General features: G+C 66.6%; 16 protein-coding genes. 7 read left to right on the forward strand and 9 right to left on the reverse strand.

Translation table 11 applies throughout. The features are described from left to right. Positions 1-8 precede the first annotated feature (8 nt). Positions 9-1,733 (forward strand): type IV-A pilus assembly ATPase PilB, encoded by a 1,725-nt coding sequence (gene pilB, locus HDC96_RS12375; RefSeq protein ID WP_179460229.1) that lies wholly within the window; start codon positions 9-11, stop codon positions 1,731-1,733. 92 nt (positions 1,734-1,825) lie between these two features. On the opposite strand, the gene HDC96_RS12380 is transcribed toward pilB, so the two are convergent. Together HDC96_RS12380 and HDC96_RS12385 are read right to left on the reverse strand one after the other, a co-directional pair. Next, the gene (locus HDC96_RS12380; RefSeq protein ID WP_179460230.1) at positions 1,826-3,211 is read right to left on the reverse strand and encodes a sigma-54 dependent transcriptional regulator; all 1,386 of its coding nucleotides are present in this window, start codon (positions 3,209-3,211) and stop codon (positions 1,826-1,828) included. Positions 3,212-3,281: 70 nt separating this feature from the next. Then, positions 3,282-4,895: an ATP-binding protein gene (locus HDC96_RS12385; RefSeq protein WP_179460231.1), complete on the reverse strand. Its 1,614-nt coding sequence runs from the start codon at positions 4,893-4,895 to the stop codon at positions 3,282-3,284. Positions 4,896-5,228: 333 nt separating this feature from the next. Here HDC96_RS12385 and sucC point away from each other — a divergent pair, with 333 nt between their 5' ends. The 3 genes from sucC (at position 5,229) to HDC96_RS12400 (ending at position 9,186) form a co-directional block, all read left to right on the forward strand. Then, a complete protein-coding gene (gene sucC, locus HDC96_RS12390; protein ID WP_179460232.1) occupies positions 5,229-6,398 on the forward strand; it encodes an ADP-forming succinate--CoA ligase subunit beta in 1,170 nt (389 codons plus the stop codon). A gap of 21 nt (positions 6,399-6,419) precedes the next feature. Continuing rightward, on the forward strand, positions 6,420-7,295 hold the full coding sequence (gene sucD / locus HDC96_RS12395) for a succinate--CoA ligase subunit alpha (RefSeq protein ID WP_176988385.1): 876 nt from the start codon (positions 6,420-6,422) through the stop codon (positions 7,293-7,295). Positions 7,296-7,551: 256 nt separating this feature from the next. Next, the gene (locus HDC96_RS12400) at positions 7,552-9,186 is read left to right on the forward strand and encodes an NAD+ synthase (RefSeq protein ID WP_179460233.1); all 1,635 of its coding nucleotides are present in this window, start codon (positions 7,552-7,554) and stop codon (positions 9,184-9,186) included. A gap of 155 nt (positions 9,187-9,341) precedes the next feature. Here the strand turns inward: HDC96_RS12400 and HDC96_RS12405 are convergent, their stop codons facing one another. From HDC96_RS12405 to HDC96_RS12415, 3 genes are all read right to left on the reverse strand, one after another. Further along, complete coding sequence (locus tag HDC96_RS12405) at positions 9,342-10,073, reverse strand: type II toxin-antitoxin system MqsA family antitoxin (RefSeq protein WP_179460234.1); 732 nt, start codon at positions 10,071-10,073, stop codon at positions 9,342-9,344. Between the two features lie 2 nt (positions 10,074-10,075). Beyond that, positions 10,076-10,501, reverse strand: a complete 426-nt coding sequence (locus tag HDC96_RS18395; protein WP_257018706.1) for a type II toxin-antitoxin system MqsR family toxin — start codon at positions 10,499-10,501, stop codon at positions 10,076-10,078. 205 nt (positions 10,502-10,706) lie between these two features. Then, entirely contained in the window at positions 10,707-11,591 is an 885-nt protein-coding gene (locus HDC96_RS12415) for an outer membrane protein assembly factor BamD (RefSeq protein ID WP_179460236.1), read from the reverse strand. A gap of 116 nt (positions 11,592-11,707) precedes the next feature. Here HDC96_RS12415 and rluD point away from each other — a divergent pair, with 116 nt between their 5' ends. From rluD to HDC96_RS12430, 3 genes are read left to right on the forward strand one after another with little or no spacing between them, the layout of a single operon-like run. Then, positions 11,708-12,703 carry a 23S rRNA pseudouridine(1911/1915/1917) synthase RluD gene (gene rluD, locus HDC96_RS12420; RefSeq protein WP_019183947.1) on the forward strand — a complete coding sequence of 332 codons (996 nt, stop codon included), beginning with the start codon at positions 11,708-11,710 and terminating at the stop codon, positions 12,701-12,703. Further along, on the forward strand, positions 12,703-13,482 hold the full coding sequence (gene pgeF, locus HDC96_RS12425) for a peptidoglycan editing factor PgeF (RefSeq protein ID WP_179460237.1): 780 nt from the start codon (positions 12,703-12,705) through the stop codon (positions 13,480-13,482). Before rluD ends, pgeF begins: the two co-directional genes overlap by 1 nt. Then, the gene (locus tag HDC96_RS12430) at positions 13,479-13,904 is read left to right on the forward strand and encodes a thiol-disulfide oxidoreductase DCC family protein (protein WP_179460408.1); all 426 of its coding nucleotides are present in this window, start codon (positions 13,479-13,481) and stop codon (positions 13,902-13,904) included. Before pgeF ends, HDC96_RS12430 begins: the two co-directional genes overlap by 4 nt. A gap of 32 nt (positions 13,905-13,936) precedes the next feature. Here the strand turns inward: HDC96_RS12430 and otsA are convergent, their stop codons facing one another. From otsA to HDC96_RS12450, 4 genes are all read right to left on the reverse strand, one after another. Next, complete coding sequence (gene otsA, locus HDC96_RS12435) at positions 13,937-15,301, reverse strand: alpha,alpha-trehalose-phosphate synthase (UDP-forming) (protein ID WP_176988389.1); 1,365 nt, start codon at positions 15,299-15,301, stop codon at positions 13,937-13,939. Further along, a complete protein-coding gene (locus HDC96_RS12440; protein WP_179460238.1) occupies positions 15,298-17,079 on the reverse strand; it encodes a glycoside hydrolase family 15 protein in 1,782 nt (593 codons plus the stop codon). Before HDC96_RS12440 ends, otsA begins: the two co-directional genes overlap by 4 nt. A gap of 86 nt (positions 17,080-17,165) precedes the next feature. Further along, complete coding sequence (gene otsB / locus HDC96_RS12445; RefSeq protein WP_179460239.1) at positions 17,166-17,924, reverse strand: trehalose-phosphatase; 759 nt, start codon at positions 17,922-17,924, stop codon at positions 17,166-17,168. 88 nt (positions 17,925-18,012) lie between these two features. Beyond that, a complete protein-coding gene (locus HDC96_RS12450) occupies positions 18,013-20,463 on the reverse strand; it encodes a TonB-dependent receptor (protein WP_179460240.1) in 2,451 nt (816 codons plus the stop codon). Between the last annotated feature and the right edge of the window lie 91 nt (positions 20,464-20,554).

Raw genomic sequence — 20,554 nt, forward strand, 5'->3', positions numbered from 1 at the left:
TGATGAACATGAACGCTGTCACGTCAGCCAATCTGGTCGGAATCACTGGCATTGCCCGTCGTCTTGTGCAGGATGGAGTGCTTGAGGAGGCTGCCGCGCGTGAAGCGATGACGCAGGCTGCGTCCGCGCGGCTCCCTCTGCCGCAGTGGTTTGCCCAGAAGAAGCTGGTTACCAGTGCTCAGCTGGCAGCCGCCAACGCGGTTGAGTTCGGCATGCCGCTGATGGACGTTTCAGCGTTCGACAACAACCAGAACGCAATGGGCTTGGTCAGCGAGGAGTTGCTGCGCAAGCACCACGTACTGCCGCTGTTCAAGCGCGGCGGCAAGCTGTTCGTCGGTACCAGTAATCCCACGCATTCCTTGGACGAAATCAAGTTCCACACCAATCTGGTGGTCGAGCCGATCCTGGTGGATGAGGAGCAGATCCGCCGGACGCTGGAGCAGTGGCAGTCCAAACAGGACACGCTCGGTTCAGCGCTTGGCACTGACGACGAAATGGGCGACCTGGACGTCTCCGCAGGCGACGAAGAGGGCGGGTCGATCGACTCCGGCGTCGACGCCAAAGGCGACGACACCCCCGTCGTAAAGTTCGTCAACAAAGTCCTCGTCGACGCCATCCGCAAAGGCGCCTCGGACATCCACTTCGAACCCTACGAAGACGACTATCGGGTGCGCCTGCGCATCGATGGTCTGCTCAAGAACGTGGCCAAGGCCCCGGTCAAGCTCAACCAGCGCATCGCCGCGCGCCTGAAGGTGATGGCGCAGCTGGATATCGCCGAGAAACGCGTGCCGCAGGATGGGCGCATCAAGCTCAACCTGTCCAAGACCCGCCAGATCGACTTCCGCGTCAGCACGCTGCCGACCCTGTTCGGCGAGAAGGTGGTACTGCGTATCCTCGATGGCAGCGCGGCCAAGCTGGGTATCGACAAGCTCGGCTATGAGCCGGCCCAGCAGAAACTGTTCCTGGATGCGATCCACAAGCCGTATGGCATGGTGCTGGTCACCGGCCCGACCGGCTCGGGTAAGACGGTGTCGCTGTATACCGCGCTGGGCATCCTCAACGATGAAACGCGCAACATCTCCACCGCGGAAGACCCGGTGGAAATCCGCCTGCCCGGCGTCAACCAGGTGCAGCAGAACGTCAAGCGCGGCATGACCTTCGCCGCGGCGCTGCGCTCGTTCCTGCGCCAGGATCCGGACATCATCATGGTCGGCGAAATCCGCGACCTGGAAACGGCCGAGATCGCGATCAAGGCGGCGCAGACGGGCCACATGGTGCTCTCCACGCTGCATACCAACGATGCGCCGCAGACCATCGCGCGCCTGATGAACATGGGCATCGCCCCGTACAACATCACCAGTTCGGTGACGTTGGTGATCGCCCAGCGCCTGGCCCGCCGGCTGTGCAACAACTGCAAGCGCCCGGTGGAGCTGCCGGCCAACGCGCTGCTGGCGGAAGGCTTCACCCAGGCCCAGCTGGACGCCGGCATCAAGCTGTTCGAGCCGGTCGGCTGCGATGAGTGCACCGAGGGTTACAAGGGCCGTACCGGTCTGTACCAGGTCATGCCGATGACCGATGAGATTTCCACGATCGTGCTGGCCGGTGGCAATGCGCTGCAGATTGCCGAAGCGGCGCAGCTGGCCGGGGTCAATGACCTGCGCCAGTCGGCGTTGATCAAGGCCGCCGCCGGTGTGACGGGTCTGGCGGAGATCAATCGGGTGACCAAGGATTGATCAGCGCGGTGGGCTGATACGGAAAGGCCCGCGCAAGCGGGCCTTTCCGTTTCTGGGGCGATGGATGCTGGGCAGCCACCCATGGGGTGGCTCTACTCCATGCCGAGCTTCTTCAGCTTGTACCGCAACGCGCGGAAGGTAATACCCAGCTGCGCAGCCGTGCGCGTCTTGTTCCAGCGGTTCTCCTCCAGCGCTTTCTGGATCGCGGTGCGCTCCATCTGCTCGATGTAGGAGGGCAGGGCGCCATTGCCGGCTGGCAGGTCGACCACCGCTTCTTCCTGGCTGGCGGGCGCATTGCCGGCGCCGAAACGCGGCGCGTGCTGCGGCAGGCGCAGGTCGCTGGCGCCGATGCGGTCTTCCTCGGCCAAGGCCAGGGCGCGCTCGAGGATGTTCTCCAGTTCGCGCACGTTGCCGGGAAAGTGGTACTGGGCCAGGGCGTCCAGCGCCGAGGGCGCCAGCAGCGGGGTCGGGCGGCCGTGGGTGCGGGCCAGCCGTGCCAGGATCGAGGCGGCAAGTGCGGGCAGATCGCTGCGGCGCTCGCGCAGCGGCGGCACACGCAGTTCGATCACGTTGATGCGGTAATACAGGTCGTGGCGGAAGCGGCCGTCTTCGACCAGCTCGCCCAGGTCCTTGTGCGTGGCCGAGAGAATGCGCACGTCGACCGGCACCTCGGTGGCGGCGCCGACCGGGCGGATCGATTTCTCCTGGATCGCGCGCAGCAGCTTGACCTGCATCTGCAGCGGCAGCTCGGCTACTTCGTCCAGGAACAGGGTGCCGCCATGCGCGGCCTGGAACAGCCCGGGCTTGTCGGCATGCGCGCCGCTGAAGCTGCCCTTCTTGTGGCCGAAGAATTCGCTCTCCATCAACTCCGAGGGAATCGCGCCGCAGTTGACCGGCACGAATGCGCCCGGCGCACGCGCGCTCTGCGCGTGGATGGTGCGGGCGACCAGCTCCTTGCCGACGCCGGATTCGCCGAGGATGTAGACCGGCGCCTGGCTGCGCGCGACCTTGGCGATGGTGGCGCGCAGCACGTCCATCGACGGCGAATCGCCGAGCAGGCGTGCGGCCTGTTCCGGGGCCAGCGCTGCGGGCGCGGCACGCTCGGTGTTGTTGAGTTCCAGTGCGTGCTTGACCAGTCCGCGCAGCACCGAAATATCCACCGGCTTGCTGACGAAATCGAACGCGCCGGCCTTCAGTGCTTCCACCGCCAGGTCCATGCTGCCGAACGCGGTGATCATCGCGACCGGCGTGCGCGGGTAGTGCTGCGCGATCTCGGTGACCAGCTCGATGCCGTTGCCATCGGGCAGCCGCATGTCGGTGATGCACAGGTCGTACGGGTTGCTGGCCAGCAGCTCACGGGCTTCGGCGAGGTTGGCCGCGGTGCTGATGCGCAGGCCCATGCGGCCCAAAGTCAGTACGAGCAGTTCGCGGATGTCACGCTCGTCGTCGACGACGAGGGCGCTGCGGGTGTCATTCATAAGGAAGGAAGATAGCGGAGGGCGGTCGTTGGCGACAAATGTTCGACGGTGGTGAGCGGGTGTGCGCGGCTCATCCGGCCATCATCGTGTGCGGGCCGGCCAGCACCAGCCGGAAGCAGGCGCCGCCGGCGGGCACCGAGACGTACTCCAGCCGTGCCTGGTTGGCCCGGCAGAGTTCGCGGGCGATGTACAGGCCCAGCCCGGTGCCATGCTCGGAGGTGGTGAAGAACGGCCGGAACAGCTGGCTGGCGACGGTCTCGGGAATGCCGGGACCGCGGTCCATCACATCGATGATGGCGGTGCGGTCCTGGCGCGCCACGCGCAGCCGCACGCGCGCAGGCTCTTCCGCCACGCGGCCGTACTTGAGCGCGTTGTGGACCAGCACGGTGAGTATCTGGTGCAGGTGGCGCGGGTCCACCAGGGCGTGCACCGAGGTCTCGCTGATGATCGGCTCCACGCTGTCGGTCTCCAGCGAGAGGCCCTGTTTGTACTCGAGCACGAAGCGGCGCACGAACGCGGCCAGGTCCACGTTTTCCGGGTTGGCGCGCTCGCGCCGGGCCAGCCCGAGCACGCTCTCGACGATGCCGTTGGTGCGCTGGCACTGCTGGTTGATGATCTGCAGCAGGCGGCGGTCGGTGTCGCCGATGTCGGTGGATTCTTCCAGCAGCTGGGCGGCGTAGTTGATCGCTGCCAGCGGGTTGCGGATCTCATGGGCGAGGCTGGCCGAGAAGCGGCCCATCGCCGAGAGCGTCAAGGATTCGGCACGCCGCGAGACCACGGTGGAGTCGTCCAGGAACACCAGGGTGAGGTCGCTGCCGGCAAGCAGGCGGGCAAAACGCGGCTGCACTTCGGGCTGGTCCGGCGAGAGCTGCAGCGGCATTTCCTCGTTGGTCCAGCCGTTGCGCCAGCGCTGCAGCCGGCGGCTGAGCTCGGGCGCGGCGCTGCCCAGTTCCAGCCGGCCGCTGCCACTGTTGCCGTCGGCATCGCCGAGCAGGGTGGAGGCGGCCTCGTTGGCCAGGGTGATGCGGTTGGCACCATCGACCACGATCACGCCGGTGCGCATGCGGCGGATGATCAGCTCGTTGATCTGGAACAGGTTGGCCACTTCATCGCCGCGCTGGTTGGCCAGCTGCTGGTTCATGCGGGCACGGTTGCCGACCTGGTAACTGATGAAGGCGATGGCCAGGTAGCTGGTGACGAACATCGCCAGCTCGGCCAGGGTGCGGGTCGGGTCGCCGCCTTCGAGTTGTTTCCAGAGGTATTCGCCGGCGGTGGCGGCGCTGGCGGCAGCGGCCAGGCCCAGCCCCATGCTCAAGGGCAGCAGGGTGGCGGCCGCGGCGATGTTGAACAGCAGCGACATCGAGATGCCCGCGCTGGCCCCGGGCAGGGCATGGGCGAGCAGGGTGGCAGCGATGATGTCGGCGGCCACGCTCCACACCACGATGGTGCGCAGCCAGCGCTCGTTGCGGCCGAACAGCAGCACCAGCACGGCCACCAGCAGGTAGCCGCTGGCCACGATCGTCGCCAGCTTCGGGTGGTCGGCGGCCCCGACCAGGCTGGTCAACGGGCTGAACAGCAGCGCGCCGATGACGGTGGCCATCAGCAGGCGGTACAACGCGAAGAAATACAGCTCGCGCCGCGGTATCGATTCGATGCGGTCGATCAATGAAGCACTGGGTGACACGCCGGAACTCCCCTTCTGGCACGGGGGCAGTGTAGGGGGTCCGGCCGGGTTTGGGGGCGGGCGGCCGGGGCCGGGCGTGTGAAGGCGGGACGGTGGGCGGGCGCCGACCGGCTGCGCGGCGGTGCGGCGAGGCGTCCGCAAGGCGGTTTCCGGCCCCTGCCGCAACTGTCTGAAATTGCGCCGGAAACCCGCTGGCGTGGCTGTCTCCGGACGGACTTCTTTGCGCACGCGCGCTGGGTCGTCCACAATAGTGGGCCCGCCGCGGTCCTGACCGGCGCCCCCGTGAGGGAGCCTTGGAGATGCGTGCGGTCGTTCCTATTCCCACGGTGACGCATGAATTTCCACGAATACCAGTCAAAACAGCTGCTTGCCGAGTACGGCATTCCCGTTCCGGCCGGCAAGGTCGCGGCTACCCCGGACGAAGCGGTTGAAGCTGCCAACGCCCTGGGCCAGGGCCCCTGGATGGTCAAGGCGCAGATCCACGCTGGCGGCCGCGGCAAGGCTGGCGGCGTCAAGTTCTGCAAGACCACCGACGACGTGAAGGCCGCTGCGGCCAAGATGCTCGGCACCAAGATGGCCACCTACCAGACCGCCGGCGTCGAACTCCCGGTCAACCTGGTGCTGGTGACCACCGCCGGCGAGATCGTCAAGGAACTGTACCTGTCGGTGCTGGTCGACCGTGGCACCAAGACCATCACCTACATCGCCTCTTCGGAAGGCGGCGTGGAGATCGAGCAGGTCGCCGCTGAAACCCCCGAGCTGATCCACTCGCTCAACGTCGATTTCGTTGAAGGCGTGCAGGGTTACCACGGCCGTGATTTCGGCTTCAAGCTGGGCCTGACCGCCAAGCAGGCCGGCCAGTTCGCCAGCATCATGGTGAACCTGTACCGCCTGTTCAACGAAAAGGACCTGGCCCTGGTTGAAATCAACCCGCTGGCCATCCTGGACGACGGCAACCTGTACGCGCTGGACGGCAAGTTCGACAGCGACGACAACGCCGCGTTCCGTCAGAAGGCGCTGGTCGCCATGCGCGACAAGACCCAGGAAGACGAGACCGAAGTGACCGCTTCGGAGCTGGACATCAATTACGTCACCATGGACGGCAACATCGGCTGCATGGTCAATGGCGCCGGCCTGGCCATGGCCACCATGGACGTCATCAAGCTCAACGGCGGCGAGCCGGCGAACTTCCTGGACGTGGGCGGCGGTGCGAACAAGCAGCGCGTCATCGAAGCGTTCAAGCTGATCCTGTCCTCGGACAAGGTCGAAGGCATCTTCGTCAACATCTTCGGCGGCATCGTCCGCTGCGACATGATTGCCGAAGGCATCATCGCCGCGGTCAAGGAAGTGGGCGTCAAGGTTCCGGTCGTGGTGCGCCTGGAAGGCACCAACGTGGAAGAAGGCAAGCAGCTGCTGCGTGACAGCGGCATGGCCATCATCCCGGCCGACAACATCAACGACGGTGCCAAGAAGGTCGTCGAAGCTGTCAAGAACGCTGCCTGATCCGACACCGAAGGAAATCCAATGTCTGTTTTGATTAACAAGAACACCAAGGTGATCGTGCAGGGCTTCACCGGCCAGCAGGGCACCTTCCACGCCACTCAGATGATCGAGTACGGCACCCAGGTTGTTGGCGGCGTGACCCCCGGCAAGGGCGGCACCACCCACATCGACCTGCCGGTCTTCAACACCGTTGCCGACGCCGTGCAGAGCACCGGCGCCAACGCTTCGGTCATCTACGTGCCGCCGCCGTACGCGGCTGACGCGATCCTGGAAGCGGCCGCTGCCGGCATCCAGGTCATCGTGTGCATCACCGAAGGCATCCCGGTGCTGGACATGCTGCGCGTCAAGAACGTGCTGACCCGCTCGCATCCGGACACCGTGCTGATCGGGCCGAACTGCCCGGGCGTCATCACCCCGGGTGAGTGCAAGATCGGCATCATGCCGGGCCACATCCACAAGCCGGGCAAGATCGGCATCGTGTCGCGTTCGGGCACCCTGACCTATGAAGCGGTCAAGCAGACCACGGAAGTCGGCCTGGGCCAGTCCACCTGCATCGGCATCGGTGGTGACCCGATCAACGGCCTGAACTTCGTCGACTGCCTGAAGCTGTTCAACGAAGATCCGCAGACCGAAGGCATCATCATGGTCGGCGAAATCGGCGGTGACGCTGAAGAAGCCGGTGCCGAGTACATCAAGAACCACGTGAAGAAGCCGGTCGTCGGTTTCATCGCGGGCGCCTCGGCTCCGGCCGGCAAGCGCATGGGCCACGCCGGTGCGATCGCATCGGGCGGCAAGGGCACCGCGGAAGGCAAGTTCGCCGCCATGGAAGCTGCCGGTGTCGTCACCGTCCGCTCGCCGGGCGACCTGGGCGCTGCCATCGCCAAGCTGGTCAAATAAGACCGCAGCCGCGCAGCGGCTGACGATCGGGTAGAGCCGAGCCATGCTCGGCTGCTTGAAACAGAAAGGCCGCCTCCGGGCGGCCTTTCTGCGTTTCAGGCACTACCCGGACCGGTAGGTACCGACCGTTGGTCGGTACGCACGCCACGTAGTGCCGGCCGCTGGCCGGCGCCTCATCGTGCTGCCGCCGAATGCGTGGTTGCCGGCCAGCGGCCGGCACTACAATGAGCGTATTGCAACCACAGGCTGGACCCCCATGACGTCGCTCCGCATTGCCCTGGCGCAGTTCGATTTTCCGGTTGGCGCAGTGGCGCAGAACACCGACACCATTATCGCGATGATCGCCGAGGCGCGCGATGAGTACGGGGCCGAGCTGGTGGTGTTCCCGGAGCTGGCGATCAGCGGCTACCCGCCGGAGGATCTGCTGCTGCGCCCGGGCTTCCTGTACGACTGCCAGCAGGCGCTGGAGCGCATCGCGGCGGCCACCACCGGCATCGCGGCCGTGGTTGGCTGGCCACAGGCGGCGGGTGCGGTGGTCTACAACGCAGCCAGCGTGCTGCGCGATGGCAAGGTCGAACACACCTACCGCAAGCGCGAGCTGCCCAATTACGCAGTGTTCGATGAGCGCCGATACTTCGATGTCGATCCGGACGGCGGCAGCTGCGTGTTCGAGCTGAAGGGCGTGCCGGTCGGCGTGCTGGTCTGCGAAGACCTGTGGTTCGCCGAACCGCTGGCCGATACCGTGCGCGCCGGCGCGCAGTTGGTGATCGTGCCCAATGCCTCCCCCTACGAGCGTGGCAAGCACGCGCAGCGCGATGCGCTGCTGGCCGAGCGCACCCGCGAGAGCGGGGCGGCGATTGCCTATCTGAACGTGGTGGGCGGCCAGGACGCGCTGGTGTTCGATGGCGCCTCGGTCGTCGCCGATGGCGATGGCACGGTGCATCCGGCGGCCGCGGCCTTCACCGACCAGTGGCTGGTCGTGGATTACGACGCCGATGCGCGCCGCTTCTTGCCGCGCGAGTGGATGGACGACGGCGACGAGAGCATGGATGCGCTGGCCTGGCGCGCGGTAACCCGCGGGATCCAGGACTACTGCCGCAAGAACGGCTTCAAGAAAGTCTGGCTGGGGCTGTCCGGTGGCATCGATTCGGCCCTGGTGCTGGCGATGGCGGTGGATGCGCTGGGCGCGGCCAACGTCACCGCAGTCCGGCTGCCGTCGCGCTACACGGCGGACATGTCCAACGACCTGGCGGCCGAGCAGTGCCGCGCGCTGGGCGTGAAACTGGAAGCGGTCTCGATCGAGCCGGTGTTCGAAGGCCTGATGGCCGCGCTCGGCCCCATGTTCGAGGGGCAGGCAGCCGATGTGACCGAAGAGAACCTGCAGTCGCGCAGCCGCGGCGTGATCCTGATGGCGCTGTCCAACAAGTTCGGCGGGCTGCTGCTGACCACGGGCAACAAAAGCGAGTACGCGGTGGGCTACGCGACCATCTACGGCGACATGTGCGGCGGCTATGCCCCGCTCAAGGACCTGTACAAGACGGAGGTGTTCGGGCTCTCCAAGTGGCGCAATACCGTGGGCGGCGCCCCGGTGATCCCGCCGGCGGTGATTTCCCGCCCGCCCTCGGCCGAGCTGCGCGCCAACCAGACCGACCAGGACTCGCTGCCCGCCTACGACGTGCTGGACGGCATCCTGTACCGCTACGTGGACCAGGAGCAGTCGCGCGAGGAGATCGTGGCCGCCGGATATGCCGCCGAGGTGGTGGACCGTGTGCTGCGCCTGGTGCGCACCAGCGAGTGGAAGCGCCACCAGGCTGCACCGGGCCCGAAGGTCTCGCGCCGGGCGTTCGGGCGTGAGCGCCGGTACCCGATCAGCAATGGGTACAAGGGCTGAGAAGCCAGCGGGTAGGCGCCGACCGTTGGTCGGCGTGGCAATTCAACACACGGGCAGATTATGTATGCCGACGGCACGCAACCCAGGTTGGCGACGGCCGGCGTATGTTTGAACGAGCCTCTGACCAGTCATCCGCGTGAGCTGCTGCGTGCTGGTCAGCGGGCCTTTTTCGCCACCGCGGATTTTGCCGCCGTCCGCTTTGCGTGGGGTCCCCCGGGTCGTTCGGTGGCCGCCTTTGCGGCCACCAGTCGGCTCACGTCAACTTCTTTTGTAGCAGCCGTCCGCTTACCGGCACGGCTGCCCGTACCCAGCACATCACTGCCGCACACGTTGATGACGACCCACTCGTTACCCACATGAATAACCTTGTTGGGCTTGAATCCCTTGGCTTTCGCTGTGGCCGCAAAGTGACGCTTCTGCGGGCTGACTTTTGTCACCATCACGCCCGGAAGTTCCCCGGCAAGCAGGGGGTTTTTGTTCAGTAGGTGAAGGAGGTTGAACGCTGCGGGACCCGGGTCCGACTGGCCGCGTTCATACCGTGATACGCCGTTGTGGCCACCACCGATCAACAGGCCTACTTCCCCTTGGGTCAGGCCCAGCCGTTTACGCAGGGCCTTGAGGTGTGCGCCCTCTGACCTGCGTGTTTCCATCACCAAAGCATCGCCGGCATTGGCGAAGCGCTTGGCACTGTCGTCATCGAGGAAGATTTCCTCGCAAACCTGGCAATGCTCACCCGCCAGATCGCTCACTGTGCCGGAGAGACCGCTCACGGTGACAGGCAACGTTTTCCCATAGAAATGCACCAGCGACTCCGCCGAACCGCACACAGGGCACTGACCGGCCGTGAGGCGAGACAGGGTGTTGGTGTTCGTGGTCTTGGTATCCATGGTCATTTCGCCTTGAATGAAATAACGAGCCTTGCCGTCTGACTAGAGCCTGCAGGAGGCAGCACTACCTGTAACTTGACGTAGGCAAGCCCCTTGGGTGTAGAGACGTGGTAAACGTCTTGCCACAGGTTTTCATCGTGATACGTCGTCATCGATTTGAAGAAGCATCCCGGGCCGTCGAGCGCAGTAAGCGAGGCCACTGCCTCAGCCAAGGTCAGGCCCATCGCCTGGAACCCTTGTTGAGCGCTCAATGTGAAGCACGTGGCCCCGTACTGGGCGAGTCGGCCTTGATGTGCCCGATATCGAAATGAGCGGTCAGCTTTTCCAGCACACCATCGGGCCGTCGCGTCACGCCCTTGGGAAGTTTTTTCGTTGCCATTGGGTCCACCGTGTGGGTTGAGGTCAACGTCCTTGTCTTCCCATGGCAAAAAAATACCCTAATAGGTGAATTTTTACAACGAGAACCGGGCGGGCTGGACGGTGATGTTGGGGCCGATTCACCTGATCACGCCCAGCTATACCGCGTCCCTTTCGATGGTTGTTCTCTCAACCGCCCGCTCCGGCCCCTGAACCGAGACGGTCCCTCCTTAGGCAGAAGGGTCAATAAAAAGGCCCCTTTCGGGGCCTTTTTTCTTACTTGCGGTTCATCGTGGCGTTACGTTCACCGGTACTGGCGGACTTCTCGCCGGCAAACGGGTTCAGCTTGCGGACCATCCACGGGTACTTCGGCCACCTGCCCTGCAGCCACGGGTGGTCGGGCTGGTTCAGCTCGAGCACGCGGCGGGCATCGTCGGCCAGGGTCTTGTTGCCCAGCTTGGTGTAGGCCTCGCCCAGGGCGGCCACGGCATCGTACTGGAACGCGCTCTGCGGGTAGTTGTCCAGCAGGAAGTTGGCGCGGCCCGCGGCCGAGACGTAGGCCTCGCGGCGCAGGTAGTACAGGGCGTTGTCCAGCTCGTACTGGGCGAACACGTCGCGCAGGGCGATCATCCGCTGGCGCGCGTCGGCGGCGTAGCGGCTGTTCGGGTAGCGCTCGGTGACGATGGTGAAATCGGCATAGGCCTGGCGCGGGCTGGACAGGTCGCGGCGGCTCGGGTCCAGCGACCAGACGCGGCGCAGGAAGACCGTGTCGCGGTTGCCATTGGCCAGGCCACGCAGGTAGTACATGTAGGCGATGTTGCGATGGGTCGGGTAGGTACGGATGAAGCGGTCCACGCTGGACACCGCGTCATCGTGCTTGCCGGCCTTGTACTGCGCGTAGGCGCTTTCGATCATGGCCTGTTCGGTATACGGGCCATACGGGTATTGGGCTACCAGGCGGCGGAAGCTGGCTTCGGCACCGCTCCAGTTCCCCCCTTCCATGAGCTTGTGGCTCTTTTCATAGAGCTGCTCAACCGGCAGGCCTTCATCCGGATTCTTGTCCTTGGTACCACGGTGGCAGCCGGTGGCGACGAAGAGCAGCACCAGCATCAGGGCGGCGAGGCGGACGGGCGCGGACAGCATAACGGAGCGTCGGATCATGGGGTCAGGGCGGGACGCGGCTGGAATACGAAGGGTCGATGATAGCCTAGTGGCCTGTCCCGCGACTGAAACTGGTCGCCCGGACCCCAAAATTGTCCCTATTGCGGTGTGCCCCCATGTCCGATACCCCTGCTGATTCCGATTCCCCCCGCCAGGCCATCGTGCCCGATACCGCCGCCGGCCGGCGTTTCGACGCCGTCCTGGCCGAGCTGTTCCCCGAATTCTCCCGGTCCAAGCTGACCGAGTGGATCAAGTCCGGGGACGTCCTGCTGGACGGCGACACCGTGCGCGGCCGCGACCCGGTGCGCGGCGGCGAGGTGGCCAGCCTGCATGTCGTGCTCGACACCCAGACCCATGCCGAGCCGGAGGACATCCCGCTGGAGGTCCTGTACGAGGACGAGCACGTGTTCGTGATCAACAAGCCGGTCGGCCTGGTGGTCCACCCCGGCGCGGGCAACCCGACCGGCACGCTGGTGAATGCGCTGCTGTTCCGCGACCCCTCGCTGTCGGTGCTGCCGCGCGCCGGCATCGTGCACCGCCTGGACAAGGACACCAGTGGCGTGATGGTCATCGCCCGCACCATCCAGGCGCAGACCGCGCTGGTCGAGCAGCTCTCCGCGCGTGAAGTGCACCGCCAGTACCTGGCCGTCGTGGTCGGCGCGCTGGTCTCCGGTGGCACCGCCACCGCCGGCATCGACCGTCACCCGCGCGACCGCATCCGCATGGCCGTGCGTGAAGACGGCAAGGAAGCGATCACCCATTACCGCCTGCGCGAGCGTTTCCGTGCGCACACGGCGCTGGAGTGCCGCCTGGAAACCGGCCGTACCCACCAGATCCGCGTGCACATGGCGCACCTGCGCCACCCGATCATCGGCGATCAGCTGTATGGCGGCGCGCTGAAGCTGCCGAAGGGTGCCAGCGACGAGCTGGTGGCCGAACTGCGCGGCTTCAAGCGCCAGGCGCTGCACGCTGAAACGCTGGAGTTCGTGCACCCGATCACCGGGGAAAAGATCACCAACAGTGCGCCGCCGCCGGCCGACATGCAGGCCCTGCTGCACGCCCTGCGCGAAGACAGCAAGCGCTTCGCCGAGCAGGAACGCAACCGCCGCTGATGGACGCCCCCGTGCCCGTGCTGCCAGCCGACTGGCAGGCCCCGATCGGGGTCCATGCGCTGACCACCCTGCGCTTCGGCGCAGGCGGTTCGGTGGCGCCGTTCGACCAGTTCAACATGGGCAACCGGTACGCCGCCGACGGCGACGACCCGGCACAGGTGCAGCGCAACCGCGACCTGCTCGTGCCCGGGCTGGGCCTGCCCTCGGCGCCGCACTGGCTGCGCCAGGTGCATGGCACCGGCGTGCGTCGCTTCAGCGCCCCGCCGACGGCCACCGGCGTGGAGGCGGAACCCACCGCCGATGCCGCCGTGACCTCGGTCGCGGGCGTGGTGCTGGCGATCCTCACCGCCGACTGCCTGCCGGTGGTTTTCGCCGCGCGCAATGGCGGTGAGATCGGCGCCGCCCATGCCGGGTGGCGTGGGCTGGCCGACGGCATGCTGGAGGCCACCGTGGCCGCCATGCAGACCCCGGCCGCGCAGCTGCAGGCCTGGCTGGGGCCCGCGGCCGGTCCGGCCCTGTATGAGATCGGCGAGGACGTGTTCGAGGCCTTCGTCGAGCGCGACGAGGGGGCCGCAAAGGCCTTCGTGGCGACCCGGCCGGGGCACTGGAAGGTGGATCTGTATGCGTTGGCCCGCCGGCGGCTGCAGTCGGCCGGGCTGGACCCGGCCTGCATCAGCGGCGGTCAGTACTGCACCCTGGCCGATCCGCAGCGGTTCTATTCGCATCGGCGTGACCGCCGCACCGGGCGCATGGCGACCCTGGCGTGGATCGCGCCCTGACTGCGGTACAGACGGTGGCTGGACCAGCCGAACCGGTCATCGTCTTCGACGGCGTGTGCGCCCTGTGCAGCCGCTGGGTGCGGTTCCTGCTCCGCTTCGACACGCGGGGCCGCTACCGCTTCGCGGCGATGCAGGGCGCGCAGGGACGGGCTCTGCTGCAGGCACACGGGCTGGATCCTGAGGACCCGACGTCGTTCCTCCTGCTCGACGCAGGCCGTGCGTGGACGGACACCGATGCGATCATCCGCGTGCTGACGGGGCTGGGCGGCGCATGGCGTCTGCTGGGTGTGCTGCGCTGGATGCCCCGCAGGTTGCGAGACCCCGCGTATCGGGCGCTGGCCCGCAACCGGTATCGGTGGTTCGGTCGGCATGACACGTGTTTCCTGCCGACAGCGGAGCAGGCGGCGCGGTTCCTGGACTGACGGGTGGACGCGCTGCCGGCCGCTGGCCGGCATCACCCTTCCAGCGCCTGCAGATACGTCTGCCGCCAATGATTGATGTCGTAGGTGCGCAGGTGGTCCATCATCGCCTGCCAGCGCTCCACGCGCTTCTTCAACGGCATCGTCGCCGCAGTGGCGATCGCATCCGCGACACCATCCAGGTCATGCGGATTGACCAGCAGCGCCTGCTTGAGTTCATCGGCCGCACCGGCCAGCAAGGACAGCACCAGCACGCCCGGGTTCTCCGGGTCCTGCGAGGCCACGTATTCCTTGGCGACGAGGTTCATGCCATCGCGCAGCGGCGTCACCAGGCCGACCGCCGCGGCCCGGTAGAAGCCGGTCAGGGTGGCATGGGTGAAGTTCTGGTTGACGTAGCGCAGCGGGGTCCAGTCCGGCGCGGCATGCCCGCCGTTGATGTGCCCGGCGATCTGCTCCAGCTGGCCGCGCAGCTGCCGGTATTCGGTGACATCGCCGCGCGAGACCGGTGCGATCTGCAGGTAGGTCAGCGAGCCGTGCTGGTCCGGGTGGCGTTCCAGATAGCGCTCGAATCCCTGGAAGCGTTCGGGCAGCCCCTTGGAATAGTCGAGGCGGTCCACGCCGATCGCCAGCTGGCGATTGCGCAGGCTGCCGCGCAGGTCCTTGACTGCGGGCTTGTTCGCACCGGCCTTGGCCTGGCGCGCGATGAACTCGGTATCGATGCCGATCGGGAAGGCAGCGGCGCGGAAACGGCGGCCGCCGGGCGCTTCCAGTTCGCCGTCGGGCAGCACACGGCCGCCACCGAACAGGCGCACATAGGACTGGAAGCGGTCCGCATCGCGCTGGGTCTGGAAGCCGACCAGATCGTAGGCGTAGAGGCTGGAGAACAGCCGCAGATGGTCCGGCATCGCCTGCAGCAGATCGGCCGAGGGCATCGGCACGTGCAGGAAGAAGCCGATCCGGCAGCCGATGCCACGCTCGCGCAGCAGCGAGGCCAGCGGGATCAGGTGGTAATCATGGATCCAGACGATGTCGTCCTCGCGCAGCAGCGGCGCGAGCTTCTCGGCGAACAGCGCGTTGACGCGGCGATAGGTCTCGCGGGTGGCGCGGTCGTAGTCGACCAGGTCCAGCCGGAAGTGCAGCAGCGGCCACAATGTGCGGTTGGCGAAGCCGTTGTAGTAGCCGTCGACGTCGCGCTTGTTGAGGTCCATGGTGACGTAGCGGATGTCCCCGTCGACCTGCTCGTGCAGGGCGCCGCTGTTGTCGCGCACCGACTTGCCGCTCCAGCCGAACCACAGGCCACCGCGCTCCTTGAGCGCGGCCAGCAGCCCGACCGCGAGGCCGCCGGCGCGCGATTCACCGGGAACGGCCACCCGGTTGGAGACGACGACCAGGCGGCTCATGACGCCTCCTGCCAGCTGCGCGACAGGCGCATCGCGGCGGTGATCAGGCCCACGTGCGAATAGGTCTGCGGGAAGTTGCCCCAGGCCTCGCCGTTGTCGAACGCGAGATCCTCGGAGAGCAGGCCCAGATGGTTGCGGCGCTCCAGCAGCATCTCGAACATCTCGCGCGCTTCGTCCAGGCGGCCGATCGCGGCGAGTGCATCGATGTACCAGAAAGTGCAGATGGTGAAGCTGGTTTCCGGCTCGCCGAAGTCATCCGGCGCCACGTAGCGGTACAGCGCGTTGCCGTGCTTGAGATCGCGGCCGATCGCGTCGACCGTGGCCACGAAACGGGCGTCGGTGGCCTCGATGAAGCCGATATCGGCCAGCAGCAGCAACGACGCATCCAGGCGATGGCCGCCGAAGGTATCGGTGAAGTGGCCGAGTTCTTCGCTCCACGACTCGCGCATGATGCGCGCATGGATGATGTCGGCGCGCTCGCGCCAGTAAGTGGCGCGGTCGTCCAGCTTCAGCCGCACGGCGATCTTGCACAGGCGGTCGCAGGCGGCCCAGCACATCGCGCTGGTGTAGGTATGCACTTCGGTGCGGCCGCGAAATTCCCACAGCCCGGCATCCGGCACGTCGTGCAGGGTGAAGGCCTGCTCGCCGAGCGGTTCCAGCCGCGCGAAGGTGTGTGCATCACCCGGGTCCTGCAGGCGGCGGTCGAAGAACAGCTGGGTGGAGGCAAGCACCACGCTGCCATAGACATCATGTTGGCGCTGCACCCAGGCCAGGTTGCCGCGGCGCACCGGGCCCATGCCGCGGTAGCCTGACAGCGAGGGCACTTCGCTCTCTTCCAGCTTGGCTTCGAAGCTGATGCCGTACAGCGGCTGCAGGCTGCCATCGGCGGTGGCCAGGTTGAAGATGTAGCCCAGGAACTGCTCCATCGTGCGGGTCGCGCCGAGGCGGTTGAGCGTACGCACCACGAAGGCGGCGTCGCGCAGCCAGCAGTAGCGGTAATCCCAGTTGCGGATGCTGCCGGGCGCTTCCGGGATCGAGGTGGTCATCGCGGCGATGATCGCGCCGCTGTCCTCGTACTGGCACAGCTTCAGCGTGATCGCGCTGCGGATCACCGCGTCCTGCCATTCCAGCGGGATCGACAGATAGCGCACCCATTCGCGCCAGTAGTCGCGCGTGCGCTGGAAGGATTCCTGCACGTAACCGCTGAGCGAGCGGTTGAGCGATTCATCCACGCCGAGCACCAGGTGCACGGGATGGTTGAGCACGAACGGCAGGCCGTCGCGGACGAAGCGCAGCGGCACATCGGTGGTCAGGCGCAGCACGTGGTCGGGCAGGACCCAGCGGATGTGGTTGCTGCCCCAGGTGGCCTCGGGCACGCGGGCACCCCAGTCGGCCAGCGGGCGGGCACGCACGATGATGCGCGGGTTGCCGGACAGCGGGCGCACCTGGCGGATCAGGCTGACCGGCCGGTAGAAGCGGTCGTTCTCGCGCCAGCGCGGCGCGAAATCGATGATCTCAAGCGCACCGCCATGCTTGTCACGCAGCACGGTGCGCAGGATGGCAGTGTTGGTCAGGTAGCTCTGTTCGCTGTCGACCATGTCCTCCAGCTCGATGCCGAAGTCACCGCCTTCCTGTTGGTTGGGGCCGAGCAGGGCGCAGAAGGTCGGGTCGCCATCGAAGGTCGGCAGGCAGCTCCAGACGACGCGCGCGTGCTTGTCGATCAGCGCGCCGAAGCTGCCATTGCCGACCACGCCCAGATTCAGATCGGGTTCGCTCATGATGCAGGAAGTCTCGTGTCATGCCGCGGCGGCACACCGGTGGGGGAGACCTGCGCGCGGCGTCAGGGGGCCTTGGGATCAAGGCATCAGTAGGCATTCTCGCGAAGCCAGGCGTGCACGCTGCGTATCGTCGGCAGCGCGAACACCGCATCGCTGGGCTCGCGCGCACCGACCAGCACGCTCCAGCCATGCAGGTCGTTGGCCGCGGCAAAGCCGAATTCATCGGTGAGGTCATCGCCGACGAAGACCGGCATGCGATCGCGGAACGGCGGCTGCAGCATCAGCTGCCGCATCGCGCGCCCTTTGTCGCTGCCTTCGGGCAGGAATTCGATGACATGGTCGCCGGGCTGCAGCTTGTAGCCGGCATGCCCGCGGATATGCCGTTCGGCGAACGCGCGCACATCGTTGGCGGCATGCGGGGCGCCGCGCCAGTGCAGGGCCAGGCTGCGGCCCTTGTCCTCCACCAGCACGCCGGGATAGCCATGCGCGAAGCGCATCGCCTGCTGGTGCAGGGCATGCAGCCACTCGCTGGTATCGGCGGAGGGATCACTGCTCTGCGCGCGCTGCTCATGGTTGCGCAGCTCGTGGCCGTGCAGGCCGGCAGCGGGCAGGCTCAGGGGCGCGAAGAGTGTGTCGAGCTGGGCGAGCGGCCGCCCGCTGATCAGCGCGACCGCGCCATCCAGCCGATCGCTGATCCGCCCGATCGCTTCACGCACATCGGGCAGCAGCGCGACCGACTCGGGGTCGTCCGCGAATTCGATAAGGGTGCCATCCACATCCAGGAACAGCGCACAGGCATCGTCCAGCAGCGGCGGCGGCGGACGTTGGGGGAAGTCGTTGGCCATGGTGACCAACATGCCAGCGTGGATGTGATTGCCAGGTCATGGCAACCACATTCATGCAGCGGTGCCGGCCAGCGGCCGGCACCGTCGGTCAGAAGGTGTAGCGGACGCGACCGTAGTAGTACGCACCATTGCTGCCGATCGGTGACAGCACGTCGTACGGCAGGTTGCCGAAGTAGTAGATGTCATCGTTGGACAGATCCGAGTAGTTGTCGGTCAGGTTCTGTCCGCCCAGTGCCACGCTCCACTGCGGCGTGATCTTGTAGTCGACCTCGGCATCCAGCTGCCATTCCGCGCCGAAGGTCTGGCGTGGGATGTAGCCATCACCGAAGTTGAACACACGGGTCACGCTGCCATAGCGACTGAGACGGCTGCTCAGCGACCAGCGGTCATTGGCCCAGCTGGCGGCCAGCGCAGCGCGGGTGCGCGGGGTGGCGTCGGTCAGCGTATTCGTCTCTTCCACGCCGAACAGCACGTAGTCCGGATCCAGCGCCAACAGACCCGGCGGCGTGGCGAGCACGTTCTTCAGGGTGGTCTTGGTATAGGCGTAGGTGCCGGTCAGCACCAGTTCGCCATTGCCCAGCGACTGCCGCCAGTTGCTCACCAGTTCGGCGCCCCGGGTGCGGGTATCGGCGGCGTTGACGAAGAAGCTGGCGCTCTGCAGGCCGGCCACGCCGAACTGCTGCTGCACGTAATCGGTCAGCGCATCGCCGGTGATGCTTTCCGACAGCGCGATGCGGTCGTCGATGTCGATCTGGAAGAAATCCAGCGAGACGTCGAAGTGGTCGCCGATGCGGCTGGTGAAGCCCAGGCTGGTGTTGAGCGACTTCTCCGGCTTCAGGTCGGTGGCGCCGAGGCCGCGGGCGATGGGATTGTTGACCGACAGCACGCGGCCCTGGACCAGCTGGCCAGCGGCGTTGTAACCGGTGGAGGTCGACTCGTAGCCGATCTGCGCCAGCGACGGCGCGCGGAAGTTGTTGGAGATCGCGCCACGCAGCGCGAACGCCGGGGTGAACTCGTAACGCAGGCCCAGCTTGCCGGTGAGCTCGCCACCGAAGTCGTCGCTGTGCTCGTAGCGCGCGGCCAGATCGCTGGAGAAATGCTCGCCGAACTGGCTGGAGAGGCTGGCATAGGCGCTGGCGACATCCCGCGACAGCGAGGTCGCATCCTGCGGGGTCAGGCCGCCACCGGCTTGCGAGCCGGTCGGGCGGTCCGTGAACGGGCCGGCGGCATAGCTGCCCGGGTCACCCGGCCGGGTTTCGTAATGATCGCGACGCGCTTCCAGGCCCAGGCCCAGGCTGTGGGTGATGCTGTCGCCCTGCGCGAACACGCGGCCCAGATCGACATTGGCGACCGTCAGCTCATTGCGGTAGTCGCCGGTCTTGAAGCGGGTCGGGCTGGTCGGGCCCAGCGAGGCGTTGAGCGAGTTGCGCAGGCGGTAGGTGAACGTGTTGACGCCGTAATCCAGGCTGGCGTCGTAGTTCCACTCGCCCCACTGGCCCTTCGCGCCGGCCACGGCCTGCACATCGCGGTTCTCGCCTTCGGAGATCGGGCGGTAGCCGTTCGGGTAGACCTCGGCCCAGTTGGCGTCGCTGTCCGGGTAGCGGAAGTAGTTCGCGCCTTCGCTGTCGCGCTGGTTGAAGGTGGCGAAGCTGTAGAACGTGGAGGTCTCGCCGAACGGCAGCTGCGCGTTGTACCAGGCGTTGAGATCCCGGGTCTTGCCGTCGCCGAGCACATAGTTGCGCTTGCCCTGCAGGGCCAGGTTGGTCTCGCTCTGGTCCCACGGCGGAATCTGGTCGAAGCCGGCGCGGTTGGTGCCCTCGTGGTTCTTCAGCTCCAGGCCGACGCGCAGGAAGCCGCCTTCGTCGCCCAGCGCGGTGCCGACCTTGGCGCTGGCATAGCTGGTCTGGCCATCGGTGATGGTGCGGTCGATCGGCTTGAGGTCGGTGTGGTTGGCGCCGAAGCTGGCTTCGAACGCGCCGCCTTCCGGGGCGTCATCGAGGATCACGTTGATCACCCCGGCGACCGCATCGGAGCCGTACAGCGCGCCGGCGCCGTCGCGCAGCACCTCGATGCGCTTGATCGCGCTGACCGGGATCGCGTTGAAGTCGACCGGGGTGGTGCCCTTGCCGATCTTGCTGTCGGTGTTGACCAGTGCGCTGCTGTGGCGGCGCTTGCCGTTGACCAGCACCAGCACCTGGTCGGGCGAGAGCCCACGCAGCTGGGCGGCGCGGATATGGTCGGCGCCACCGGAGTTGGACTGGCGCGGGAAGTTGAACGAGGGCAGCAGCGCCTGCAGCGCGCTGCCCAGTTCACCATTGACCACGCCGGCCTTGCGGATGTCCTCGGCGGTCAGCACGTCCACCGGTGAGGTGGATTCCAGCACGGTCCGGTCGATGGCGCGGGTGCCGGTGACGATCACGGTGTCCAGCGTTTGGGCGGTGGTCGGCGCGTCCTGCGCAAGTACGTCCTGGGGCAGCAGGGGGGAGGAGAGGACGAGCGCGATGGCAAGGCCAAGGCGCGACGCGGACGGACGGGACATGCGGACTCCAGCAGGACGACGAGGGGGGAGGGGAGGGGGGAGGAGGGAGCGGGCGCTGCCGACCCATGGCCGGCACTACCAATCCATCCGG

This window comes from Stenotrophomonas sp. JAI102 (assembly GCF_013409105.1).
Classification (GTDB): Bacteria; Pseudomonadota; Gammaproteobacteria; order Xanthomonadales; family Xanthomonadaceae; genus Stenotrophomonas; species Stenotrophomonas maltophilia_AA.